Raw genomic sequence first — 12,034 nt, 5'->3', positions numbered from 1 at the left:
CCGCTGTCGCGCGTGCCGCGCTCTTGCATATTTGAAGGATAAAGATGGGATCAGGATCGCGCGGCCAAGCTGGCCTCTTGCCGAGCGATCAGCGTTTCGATCTCTGCGATGGCCTCGGCGGAGAGGGTCGGGGCCGGTTTCCGGGCTGTGGCATGGGCGATCGCGCCGCGTTTGGCCAGCGTGTATTTGCGGATGGCTAGGCCGAGGCCGGGTTGGCTTTCGTAGCGGATGAGCGGCAGGTAGATGTCGAACAGGTCGCGCGCGGCCTCGACTTTTCCCGCGGTCACCAGCCGCACGACCTCGGCCATCAGTTCGGGGTAGGCAAAGCCGGTCATGGCGCCATCGGCCCCGCGCAGCATCTCTTCAGGAAGGAACTGCGCGCCGTTTCCGCAAAGGATCGAAACGCGCCGTGCGCCATCGGCCTCGGCATTGCGGAGCGTCGTGATCTTTTCGAGGCCCGGCCAATCCTCGTGTTTCAGCATCACGCAGGTCGGGTTCTCGGCAAAGATCTGCAGGCAGACTTTGGGCGACATCTGCACGCCGGTCGCCAGCGGAAAATCCTGCAAGACCCAAGGCGTTTTTCCCAGCACCTCGGAGACGTTGCGGAAATAGCCGGTGATCTGGTCGTCGGTGCGCAGGCTGGAGGGCGGAGCCACCATCACGCCTGCCGCGCCTTCGTCCATCGCGGTCTCTGACAGCGCCTTGATCGCGGCGAGGCCCGGCGCCGATACGCCAACCACGATGGGCACGCTGGCTTGCGCGATGACGCGGCGCACGACCGTAACGGATTCCGCCGCCGACAGTTTTCCGGCCTCGCCCATCATCCCGAGAATGGTCAGGCCTGTTGCGCCCTTCTCTTCGTAGTAGGCGACCATGCGGTCGATGCTGTCGAGATCGAGCGCCCCGTCGGGCAGGAACGGGGTGACGGCGATCGTGAAGACGCCTTTAGCGGTTTCATCCAGCATTTGAGCCTCTGATCTTGTGGCTTTGGTTCAGCGCGATGCGCCCGATGGCCGTGGCGGTCGCGGCTTGGCAGGGTTCGACCACCGGTATCCCGAGGGCGTGTTCCAGGGGCGCGCGGAACCGCGCCATGCCGGCACAGCCCATGATCAGCACGTCGGCGCCATCGGTGTCGCGCAACAGGCGGCCGACCTCGATCATCCGGGCAAGGGTTGCGTCTTCATCGGCCAGCGCGGCCACGCCGAGGCCCAAGGCGCGGTCTCCGACGAGCCGGTCGGTGACGCCCATAGCGCCGAAAGCGCGCATATGCCTTGGAATGGAGGCCGGAAGGATCGCGATGACGCCAAAGCCCTGGCCCAAGGTCAGCGCCGTCATTACCGCGCATTCCTGGATTCCGAGCACCGGCTTGGCTGTCCGATCCCGCAGCGCGTGAAGGCCGGGATCGCCGAAACAGGCGATGACGAAGCCTGCGGCGTCGTCCTCCAGGTCCGCGGCGAGGCGCAACAGGGGGGTGACGACCTCGTCAGCCTGGGCCTGCGTTTCGATGCCCGGCGGGCCCTCGGCCAAGGTCAGGCATTCGATCGTCACACCCAGGGCGCGCAAGGGCGTGACGGCGTCGTCGATGCCTTGCGTTACGATTTCCGATGAATTCGGATTGATGACGAATAATCGGCTCATGCACCGGCCCGCGTGGCTTGCTGGATTTCCAGTTGGTAGCCTTCCGGGTCGTCGAAGACGAAGGCGCGGATGCCGATCGTGTCGTTGACGAACATCGGAGACAGGTTCTCCACGCCTTGCGCCTCGATATAGGCGTACCAGGCGTCGACATCGGGCACGCGCACGCACAGCTGTACGGGGCGCGTTTCGGCCCATTTGTGCATGCCATGCGCCTCGTCCACGAGACCGATATGGGCGCCGTCACAGATACGCATGATCTTGGCCAGGCCGCCTTGGTCGATGACGAGGGGAAAGCCCATCACGTCGCGATAGAAGGCCTCAGCCTGTGCAAGATCGCGATAGTAGAGGAACGTGATGGCCAATTCGTTCGGGCTGTCGGGGCGGGGAATGGTCATGTTTGGGCTCCGGTGATGTCGGCGGGGCGGGTGCCGATGGTGGGGCGCGGAATCCAGGCCCCTGTACCCGGTTCGCCGAGATAGGTGCCGTCCTGCATGATGGTTCGGCCGCGCAGGATCGTACGCACGGGCCAGCCACGGACCGTGACCCCTTCGCAGGGATTGTAGCCGACGTTGTCATGCAGGTCGTTCGCGCTGTAGGTCACCTCGCGACCGACATCCCAGAGTACGAGGTCGGCATCCATGCCGGGCGCGATGTCACCCTTTCGAGCAAAGCCATAGAGGCGCGCGGGCAGGGTGGCGGTCAGGGCCACGAAAGCCTCCGGGCCGAGGCGCCCTTTGCTGACCATCGCGTCGAACATCAATGGTTGGCGCAACTCCAAGCCCGGCATGCCGTTGGCGATGGCGGGGAAGGGGGCGTCGGCGCCGTTTGACAGCTTGCCGGTTTCATCGAAGCGGTAGGGGGCGTGATCGGAGGAGACGAGTTGCAGATCGCCAAGCGCGAGCGCGTGCCAGAGGGCGTCCTGATCGCGGGTCGTGCGCTGCGGTGGAGAGCACATCCATTTCGCGCCTTCGACCCCCGGCTTGTCGAGGATGTCCTCGGTCTGGAACAGGTAATGGGGGCAGGTTTCCGCCCAGACGGGGGCACCGCGGGCGCGGGCGGCGCGGATCTCGGCGGCGGCCTCGGTTGTCGAAACATGAAAGATCATCACCGGGGCTCGGGCGTCTTCGGCGAGGCGACACATGCGCGCGACGGCTTCGATTTCGGCGGACCGGGGGCGAGAGGCCGCGTGGTCGATGGGCCGCGTGCGCCCCTCGGACAAGAGCCGGTCGCGCGCCGCGGCGATGATCGCGTCGTTTTCGGCATGGATGCAGGTCAGGGCGCCGGCCTCGCGGGCGATATGCAACACGCGCAGGATCTCGGCATCGCCAAGACCGATATTGTAGGTGGTGAAGATCTTGAGCGACCTGTGCCCGGCGGCGATCAACTCGCGCAGGTCGGCCTCGAGGTTGGGCACGGTGGCATCGGCAATAATCAGGTGAAACGCGTGGTCAATCGCGGCACCGCGATTGGCCCGGGCCGCGTAATCGGCGGCCGCGTCGGACAGGCGTTGACCCTTGGCTTGCGCGGCGAAGGAAATGACGCTGGTTGTCCCGCCCATCGCGGCCGAGCGTGTTGCCGTCTCGAACGTGTCGGCATTCATCAGGCCCATGCCGGACATCTGCTCGATATGGCAGTGGGGGTCGACGCCACCGGGGGTGATGATCAGACCGCCCGCGTCGACAACGTCATTCCCGTCTCCGAGGCTCTGTCCGATTGCCGCGATGCGCCCCTGCGATACCGCGATATCGGCGTGGAACTGCCCGGAGGCGGTTATCACGTGGCCGCCGCGAATTATCAGATCATAGCCCATGCAGGTCCCGTATGTTTTGGGGCGAGCATGGGGCAGGGCGCGGGCGCGAGCAAGGCCCGAGCGGCATGCATTCGGATTGAATACCGCGGCACCCGCTCAAAAGCAGATTCCACAATTCACGCCTCTATCCGGCGGTGGGTAGCGGATTGATCAGGTATCGTGATTCAAACCCGATCTATCCACAGGATATCCACAGAACCGGATCAGCCAGCGATCAGGGCCTGCATCTCCGCCAGTTTTTCCTGAACAAGGGCGGCATCAGCCTTGGACTCGATGTTCAACCGCAGCAGGGGTTCGGTGTTGGATGCGCGCAGATTGAAGCGCCAATCACTAAAGCTCAGGCTCAGCCCATCAGTCTCGTCGCGCGCGTCGGCCTTGGGGCCGTATTCCGCGTCGATCTTGGCGATCATCGCCTTCGCATCGTCCACGCGGAAATTCCGCTCGCCCGAGGACGGGTAGGAGCTGCGCAATTCCGCCACGAGGTCCTTGAGGCTCTCGCCCCGGCGACTGACCAGTTCGGCAACCAGAAGCCACGGGATCATGCCACTGTCGCAGGCCATGAAATCGCGGAAATAGTGATGGGCCGACATTTCGCCGCCATAGACCGCACCGGTGTCGCGCATGACCTGCTTGATGTTGGAGTGGCCGCATTGCGACTGGATCGCCTCGCCACCCATCTTGGACACGACCGCCTGCGTCGCCCAGATGATACGCGGATCGTGAATGATCTTGGCACCTGCCTCCTTGGCGAGGAAAGCCTCGGCCAGCAGGGCGACGACATACTCACCGGGGATAAAGCCGCCTTCGTGATCGAAGAAGAAACACCGGTCGAAGTCACCGTCCCAAGCCACGCCCATATCCGCGCTTTCGGCCACGACCGCGTCGGCGGTCACAGGCTGGTTTTCATCGAGCAGCGGGTTCGGGATGCCATTTGGAAAACGGCCATCCGGCTCGTGATGCATCCGCACGAATTGCAGCGGCGATCCGGACGCCGCCAACCCCTCGGCCAAGGCGTCGAAACTTGGGCCAGCCGCGCCATTGCCAGCGTTCACGAGGATTTTCAGCGGCTTGAGGGCGTCGATCTCGACGAACTTCAGCAGTTTTTCCACGTAGGCGGCGCGCGTGTCCGATGCATCCACAACACGACCGCCCCCGACCTCGGCGGCGAAGCCCCCCGACTCGGCCAGCGCCTGGATCTCGGCCATGCCGTCGGCCTTTCCGATCGGTGCGGATCCGGCGCGCACCATCTTCATGCCATTGTAATCCATGGGGTTGTGCGATGCGGTCACGCAGATGCCGCCATCCGCGCCCAGATGGGTCGTGGCGAAATACGTCTCTTCCGTCCCGGACAGCCCAAGGTCCAGCACCTCGACACCGCAGGCCATCAGGCCGCGCGCCACCGCGTTGGCGAGGCTTTCCGAGGTTGGGCGCACGTCACGCCCGATCACCACGCGTTTTGCCCCCAGAACCTCGGCAAAGGCGCGGCCGATGCGATAGGCGATGTCCTCGTTCAATTCGTCGCCAAGCCGTCCGCGAATGTCATAAGCCTTGAAGCAGGTCAGGGTCAGCGCGTCGAATGCCATGGGGTCGGATCCTTCCTGAGGGAACAAGCGTCACAAGCGGTATACCCAAGCTGGCAGCTACAAACCACCCGAAGCCCTTGGACCTTGTGTGTTTTACGCTAGGCTTTGCTGCAGACACTGTGAAGAGGACGCCAATGCTGGTCGTTACCCGCGACACCTTGCGCAATGCCGGCGTGTTGGAAACACGATCTTTGCCGAAGAAATTCTTCGGACGCGTGGCATTGGTGCCGCGGCGCGCCGGCATCGGTTTGTGGCTGCGGTTGCTTGTTGAAATGCAGCTCTTGCGGTATTTCGCGGCGCTCATCCCTTTCATTTTGCTGGCCTTTTCATCCTCGCGCATGGCCTTGCCCGTGACGCAGGCGCCGCTTGCGATGGTTCTTCTGATTGGCGTGGTCGAGTTGAAGGTGCTGCGCTTGTCCGACCGCGGACGGGAACGGTTGATGAGTGAGGATGAAGCCGCGCGCCGTTTGGACGCGCTCGTCTTTCGGGGCAGGGCGGTGCTGCGCAAGATCGCGGCGCGCCGAGACATGGCAGAGGGGGAGTTGGCGTTGGTGGTCGAGCAATCCGAACTGGCCCGCGTGCCGCCACTGACCCTGGTGTCGATTCAATCGGCGCATCCAGGCCCCCATGTGCTGGACCTCGACCCGGAGGAGCGCGCGCTGATCGAACGCGATCTTTTCGGGCCGGAATTGACGGAGAAAATGCTGCACCAGGCCAACCTGCGCGACGGGCAGATGATCCGCGAAGTGAGGATCGAGGCGCGGGGCGTGTCGGCCCATGCACGGCTTGCGGCATGGATGGACAAGCGCGCCGAAAGCCAGCCCGAACCGGCGGAGGCCTGAGCCATGACGGTGAATGCAAGCGCGGTGTCCGCCGGTGAAGCCTTGCGCGTTCTGCGCGCGGCGTGGGAGGTGCAGGCGAACGGGGCGCTGACCAGCAGCTGGATGCTGCATGGTCGGCCCGGCGTCGGCAAAACCGAGATCGTGCAGGCCCTTGCCCGGGAAATGGACGCTGAACTTTTCGATCTGCGCCTGACCACGATCGAGCCGCAGGACCTGCGAGGCCTGCCGTTCTACGATCACGAGGCCGGACGCACCGTCTGGTATCGCCCCGAGGATTTGCCGGACGATCCCGATCGCCCGGCGATCCTGTTCCTCGACGAACTTACCGCCGCCGCGCCGACGTTGCAGCCTACGGTCTACGGGTTGTTGCAGGAACGCCGCGTCGGTCGCCACCGCCTTCCCGATAGCGTTTTCATCGTCGCGGCGGGCAACATGGTCGAGGACGGGGCCATCGCCTACGACATGGGCACCGCGCTGTCGGATCGGTTGATCCACCTGATCGTGCAGGCCGAAGCCGAGGATTGGCTGAGAAACTACGCCGCGTCCGCTGGTGTTCACCCCGCCGTGGCGGCCTTTCTGCGCGCGCGCCCCGACCTTTTGGAAACGACCGAAGACGCGCTGCGCCGGGGCCAGACTATCGCGTGCACGCCGCGCAGTTGGGCGCGGGTCAGCCAGATCATGCACGCCGTCCCCGACCGCATGACCCGGCAGGTCATGGTCTCGGGCACCGTGGGGGAGGCGGCCGGCGCCGAATTCGCCCTGATCGCCGACGAGATCGAAGCCTCGGTCCACGTTGCCGACATGCTGGAGACGCCACGCGGGAAACGCGCAGATCTCTATCCGTCAACGCTTCACGGGCTGACGGCCCTGATCTACGGATTGATCGGCACGGCAAACGCCCAGACCATGCCCGCCGCGATCGAGATCCTTGCAGATATGCGCGGCCTGTCCGACCCCTCTCATCGCGCCTTGCCGCTGTCGGAACTGACCAGTTTCGGGTTCGAGATGCTGATCTCCAAGGCAATCGAAAATGGCTGGCAAGAGGCCTTTGCCACTTCCGATGCCTATGCCGATTACGCCCGCGCGCGCGAGGCGGCGGGCCTGCCGTGAGCATCCATTCCACCCGCGCCGCCACCGCACTCGCCCATCTCGGTGAGGTTGACCCGGCACTGGCGGTTCTGTCGCTCTGGTGCCGGCACCGAGACGGCACGGGCGCCACGCGCACCCAGGGTGACACGATCCTCTATGGCCCCGGCTTCGACAGCCTGCCTTTGCAGGAGGCGGTGGGGCTTGCGGCCCACCATGTGCTGCACGTGGCACTGCGCCATTCCGACCGGCAGGCGGGGTTGGCCGAACGCCTTGGCGCGCGGTTCGACGGTTCGCTCTTCGGCCTCGCCGCGGATGGGATCATCAACGAGACGCTGCTGTTGGCCGGACATGCCTTGCCGCGTCCGGCCGTGACCCTGACCGACCTGCTGGACGAGATCGGTGAACCAGCCCGTTCCCCGATTGCGGCCCTCGCCGATTGGGATGCGGACCGGCTGGCCATGTTCCTGCACAGCGACCCGAAACGCGCGGAGAAGGCGCGGGAATTCGGCGTGACGCGTGGATTCGCGCAGGATGTCGAGGTGGGCGAGCCCGACCCCGAGGGCGAGCGCCAGAAAACCGCCGATTGGCGCAACCAGCTGCTGCGCGCGATGGAGGCGGGGCGCAAGGCGGGAACGGGGATTGGCCGTCTGGGTGCCGTGCTTGCCGATATCTCGCCGCCCTCCGTTCCGTGGGAGGTGCACTTGCGTGGCATCCTGTCCCGCGCGCTTATCCATCGCCCGCATCTCAGCCACCGCCGCCCCGCAGCACGATGGATTGCCATGACCGCCCAAGCGCAGGCCGTGGGCACGCCTGACCCGGCCTACCAGCCGGGGATGGCCCGGCTCGACACCCGCCCGCGCATCGCCATCGGCCTCGATACATCCAGTTCGATTGCTCCGCTGACTCTGTCGTTGTTCCTGTCCGAGGCCGAGGGGATCACCCGCCGTACCGGGGCCGAGGCGCATCTGCTGGCCTTCGACGAAGAGGTGTTCGAGTCCCGCCGCCTTGACCCCGGGTCATGGCGCGACCTGCATGACATGCCCCTGCGCACAGGTGGCGGAACCGATTTCGTCCCGGTTCTAGAGTGCGCGACACGGCTTTCGCCATCGATCCTCGTGATGCTGACCGACCTCGACGCGCCTTTTGGCCCGGCGCCGGCTTACCCTGTGCTCTGGGCCGTGCCGGGCTTGGGGCCGGTTGACGATCCGCCCTTCGGCCGCCTGTTGCGGATCGGGGCGGGCTGAGGCCCTACTGCGCGGCGGTGGGCAGCGGCGTCTCGCGCTGGGCCTGCTCCCAATCCGGGGCGATCCACGGACCACGGTTGTCGCGGGGCAGGGGATCGCGGCCAAGGATATGATCCGCGGCCTTCTCTCCGACCATGATCGAGGGCGCATTGGTGTTGCCGTTGGTCACTTGCGGAAAGATCGAGCTGTCGGCCAGCCGCAGACCGTCCACCCCGATCACGCGGTTTTCCGGGTCGACCACCGCCGCGGGATCATCGCGCTGCCCCATCCGGCAGGTCCCCGAGGGGTGATAGGCGCTCTCGGCGTGTTCGCGGATCACGTCGTCAAGCGCATCGTCGCTGGCCACATCCGCGCCCGGCAGCAATTCATCGCCCGCATAGGCCTGCATGGCGGGCTGCTGGAAAATCTCGCGCGTGAGCCGGATCGCCTTGCGGAAATCGTGCCAATCCTCTTCGTGGCTCATGTAGTTGAACAGGATCGACGGCGCTGCCGCCGGGTCGGAGGAGGTCAGCGCCACGCGCCCCCGGCTCTTCGACCGCATGGGCCCGACATGCGCCTGGAACCCGTGGCCAGAGGCACTGACCGAGCCGTCATAGCGCACGGCGATGGGCAGGAAATGGAACTGGATATCGGGATAGTCGATCCCCGCGCGCGAGCGGATGAAGCCGCAAGCCTCGAACTGGTTCGACGCGCCGAGGCCCGAGCGGGTCAGCACCCATTGCGTGCCCACAAGCGCCTTGCCCCAAAGGCTCCAGTAGGGGGCGAGGGACACGGGCTGTTTCGCGGCATACTGGATGTAAAGCTCGAGGTGGTCCTGCAGGTTCTGTCCAACGCCCGCGCGGTCGACCACAACGGGAAGGCCATGTTGCACAAGGTGCTGCGCCGGGCCGATGCCGGACAGCATCAGCAGTTTGGGAGAGTTGATCGCCCCGGCCGACAAGACCACTTCGGCGCGGGCGCGGATCAGCTCTGCTTCGCCGCCGCCGCGCCTGATCCAGACGCCTGTGGCGCGGCCGTTTTCGATATGAACGCGCTCCACCAGGCCACGGACAAGGCTGCAATTTTCGCGCTTGAGGGCAGGTTTCAGGTAGGCATCCGCCGCCGACCAGCGCTGTCCCTTCCAGATCGTCATCTCGAAGGCGCCGAACCCCTCTTGCCTGTGGCCGTTGTAGTCCTCGGTCCGGCCGTAGCCCGCTTGCGATCCGGCCTCGATGAAGGCTTCGAAGAGCGGGTTGTCGCGCCGTCCGCGCGTGATGTGAAGGGGGCCGTCTGTGCCACGCCACGTGCCGCAGCCCGCGTCGCCGTGCCAATGCTCCATCCGTCGGAAGTAAGGAAGCACATCTGCATAGGACCATCCCTGCGCACCCATCTCGGCCCAGGTGTCATAGTCGCGCGCATGGCCGCGCACATAGATCATCCCGTTGATCGACGAGGACCCCCCGATCACCTTGCCGCGCGGACAGGCCATGCGGCGTCCGCCCATATGCGGCTCGGGCTCGGTCTGGTAGCCCCAGTCATAGCGCGGCATGTTCATCGGGTAAGACAGCGCGGCGGGCATCTTGATGAACGGCCCCGCATCGGTGCCGCCATGTTCCAGAACGATCACGCGCTTGCCCGCCTCGGCGAGGCGATAGGCGATGGCGCATCCGGCAGAGCCTGCGCCGACGACGATGTAATCGGCTTCCATCAGAACGGCGCCTCCACCGCACTCAGGCCCACATAGACGGATTTCGGCTGGCTATAGGCCTCGATCGCGGCGCGGGCGTTTTCGCGCCCGATGCCGCTGGCCTTGACCCCGCCGAAGGGCATCTCGATGGGCGTGAGGTTGTATTGGTTGATCCAGCACGTTCCGGCCTGAAGGGCGCGGACCATGCGATGCGCGCGGGCGAGGTCGCGGGTGAAGACGCCCGCCGCCAGCCCGAATTCCGTGTCATTCGCGCGGCGCGTCACGTCTTCCTCGGTCTCGAAGTCGAGGACCGACATGACCGGGCCGAAGATTTCCTCGCGCGCGATGGCCATGTCGTCGGTGACGTCGGCGAAAACGGTGGGCTCGATGAAGTATCCCGGACCGTCGATGGACTTGCCGCCCGTGATGAGCCGCGCGCCGTCCTCCAGCCCCTTGGCGATATAGTTCAGCACGATCCCGCGCTGCCCCTCGCTGACCATCGGGCCAAGATGCGTGGCTTCGTCCATCGGGTCGCCGATGACGGCGGCGCCCGTGCGTTCGGCCAGCCGCGTCAGGAACGCCTGTTTGATGCCGGTTTGCACGAACACCCGCGTGCCGTTCGAACAGATCTGCCCGGTCGAGTAGAAATTCGCGTTGATCGCGGCCGAGACGGCATCCTCGACATTCGCGTCGTCGAAAATGATCAGGGGCGATTTGCCGCCCAATTCCATCGTCACGTGTTTCAGGTCGCGCGCCGCCGCCTCGTAAACCTTACGACCCGTGGGCACCGACCCGGTGAGCGAGACCTTGGCGACACGCGGGTCATCGACCAGCGCCGCGCCTGTCTCGCCCGCGCCCTGGATGACGTTGAACACGCCCGGCGGTGCGCCGGCCTCCACAAGGATTTCCGCCAGTTTGAGCGCCGTCAGCGGCGTTTCCTCGGAGGGTTTGAAGACCATTGTGTTGCCGCAGGCCAATGCAGGGGCGGCCTTCCAGCAGGCAATTTGGATTGGGTAATTCCATGCCCCGATCCCCACGCAGACCCCCAGCGGTTCGCGGATCGTGTAGGCGAAATCGGCACCGAGTTGCACCGTTTCGCCGGTGATCGTCGCCGCCATGCCGCCGAAATATTCGAGGCAATCCGCGCCGCTGGCCGCATCGGCCACCAGCGTTTCCGACAGGGGTTTGCCCGTGTCGAGCGTTTCCAGAATGCTCAGGTCCCGGTTGCGCTCGCGGATGATCTGCGCCGCGCGGGTCAGGATGCGCCCGCGCTCGGCGCCTGTCATGGCCGACCATACGGGCAGGGCGGCTTCGGCCGCGCGCACCGCTTCGGCCACCATGTCGGGACGGGCGGCAAAGACGCGGCCTGTCTTCTCGCCGGTCGCGGGATAGGTCAGGGCGATCTCGGCCCCGCCCTCGTCCTCGACATAGGCGCCGTTGATGAAATGGCTGGCGTTCGGTTGCATCTCGATCATTCGCTGTCCCTTTGCTTCAAGTCACAGGCGAGGGCGGCCAAGACCTGTTCGGCGGCCGCCTTGCCGTCGGTGTCGCCCGTATCCAGCGCGGCGTGCAGGTAGAGCCCGTCGATCAGCCCCGCGAGTCGTTCGGCGATTGCGTCGGCGCGGTCACCCACGCGCGGGCGCAGTTCATGGACCAGGTTCGACCGCAGGCGACGCTGGTAGACCGTCAGGAGACGGCGCGCACCGGCGTCGGTCAGCGCCAGAACGTAGAAATTCAGCCATGCAGCGACCACTTCGTGCCGAAAGTTCGAGGGGCCGAAACTTGCGCGGATCAACGCCTCCAACCGGTTTTCGGGCCGTTTCGCGGCGACAAGGGCGCCGCGCACCTCGGCCCCGTAGACCGTCAGGATCGAGCGCATCGCCGCAAGGAACATCTGGTCCTTGCCCTTGAAATAATGGAACGCCAGCGCCGGCGACACGCCCGCGCGCTTCGCGATCTGGCCGACCGTGACATTCAACGATCCGCGTTCACCGATCTCGTGGATCGCGGCGACCACCAGTTCCTCTCGCCGGATCGCTTCCATTCCGATTTTAGGCATTTTCTCACCAACTGCTTGCAATCACGGACCTAAGACGTTTTGATTGACTCATCAATCAATAAAAATCCGGATGTGCCGCTTGCACCGATGCCAAGCGGGTGGT

General features: G+C 65.4%; 11 protein-coding genes. 3 read left to right on the top strand and 8 right to left on the bottom strand.

Going from position 1 to position 12,034, the window contains the following annotated elements; genetic code table 11:
- Positions 1-50: 50 nt before the first annotated feature.
- From KUV65_RS05930 to KUV65_RS05910, 5 genes are all read right to left on the bottom strand, one after another.
- The gene (locus KUV65_RS05930) at positions 51-965 is read right to left on the bottom strand and encodes a dihydrodipicolinate synthase family protein (protein WP_222188452.1); all 915 of its coding nucleotides are present in this window, start codon (positions 963-965) and stop codon (positions 51-53) included.
- Entirely contained in the window at positions 955-1,638 is a 684-nt protein-coding gene (locus KUV65_RS05925) for an aspartate/glutamate racemase family protein (protein WP_222188451.1), read from the bottom strand. The genes KUV65_RS05930 and KUV65_RS05925 overlap by 11 nt, the downstream gene beginning before the upstream one ends.
- Positions 1,635-2,033, bottom strand: coding sequence for a VOC family protein (locus KUV65_RS05920; protein WP_222188450.1), 399 nt, complete (start codon positions 2,031-2,033; stop codon positions 1,635-1,637). Before KUV65_RS05920 ends, KUV65_RS05925 begins: the two co-directional genes overlap by 4 nt.
- The gene (gene hydA, locus KUV65_RS05915) at positions 2,030-3,448 is read right to left on the bottom strand and encodes a dihydropyrimidinase (protein WP_222188448.1); all 1,419 of its coding nucleotides are present in this window, start codon (positions 3,446-3,448) and stop codon (positions 2,030-2,032) included. The genes KUV65_RS05920 and hydA overlap by 4 nt, the downstream gene beginning before the upstream one ends.
- Positions 3,449-3,651: 203 nt before the next feature.
- Positions 3,652-5,031 (bottom strand): phosphomannomutase, encoded by a 1,380-nt coding sequence (locus KUV65_RS05910; RefSeq protein ID WP_222188446.1) that lies wholly within the window; start codon positions 5,029-5,031, stop codon positions 3,652-3,654.
- Between the two features lie 134 nt (positions 5,032-5,165).
- Here KUV65_RS05910 and KUV65_RS05905 point away from each other — a divergent pair, with 134 nt between their 5' ends.
- Genes KUV65_RS05905 through KUV65_RS05895 form a run of 3 tightly spaced genes read left to right on the top strand, consistent with a single transcriptional unit; the run spans position 5,166 to position 8,206 of the window.
- On the top strand, positions 5,166-5,873 hold the full coding sequence (locus KUV65_RS05905; RefSeq protein ID WP_222188444.1) for a hypothetical protein: 708 nt from the start codon (positions 5,166-5,168) through the stop codon (positions 5,871-5,873).
- A gap of 3 nt (positions 5,874-5,876) precedes the next feature.
- Positions 5,877-6,983 (top strand): ATP-binding protein, encoded by a 1,107-nt coding sequence (locus tag KUV65_RS05900; RefSeq protein ID WP_222188442.1) that lies wholly within the window; start codon positions 5,877-5,879, stop codon positions 6,981-6,983.
- On the top strand, positions 6,980-8,206 hold the full coding sequence (locus KUV65_RS05895) for a vWA domain-containing protein (protein WP_222188440.1): 1,227 nt from the start codon (positions 6,980-6,982) through the stop codon (positions 8,204-8,206). The genes KUV65_RS05900 and KUV65_RS05895 overlap by 4 nt, the downstream gene beginning before the upstream one ends.
- Positions 8,207-8,210: 4 nt before the next feature.
- Here the strand turns inward: KUV65_RS05895 and betA are convergent, their stop codons facing one another.
- From betA to betI, 3 genes are read right to left on the bottom strand one after another with little or no spacing between them, the layout of a single operon-like run.
- The gene (gene betA / locus KUV65_RS05890) at positions 8,211-9,893 is read right to left on the bottom strand and encodes a choline dehydrogenase (RefSeq protein WP_222188438.1); all 1,683 of its coding nucleotides are present in this window, start codon (positions 9,891-9,893) and stop codon (positions 8,211-8,213) included.
- The gene (betB, locus tag KUV65_RS05885; protein ID WP_222189637.1) at positions 9,893-11,344 is read right to left on the bottom strand and encodes a betaine-aldehyde dehydrogenase; all 1,452 of its coding nucleotides are present in this window, start codon (positions 11,342-11,344) and stop codon (positions 9,893-9,895) included. The genes betA and betB overlap by 1 nt, the downstream gene beginning before the upstream one ends.
- The gene (betI, locus tag KUV65_RS05880; protein ID WP_261331598.1) at positions 11,344-11,931 is read right to left on the bottom strand and encodes a transcriptional regulator BetI; all 588 of its coding nucleotides are present in this window, start codon (positions 11,929-11,931) and stop codon (positions 11,344-11,346) included. The genes betB and betI overlap by 1 nt, the downstream gene beginning before the upstream one ends.
- Positions 11,932-12,034: the final 103 nt, after the last annotated feature.

The sequence above is a fragment of the Maritalea mobilis genome (assembly GCF_019800885.1).
Taxonomy (GTDB): Bacteria; Pseudomonadota; Alphaproteobacteria; order Rhodobacterales; family Rhodobacteraceae; genus Roseibacterium; species Roseibacterium beibuensis.
This window is presented reverse-complemented; position numbering and strand designations above follow the sequence as displayed.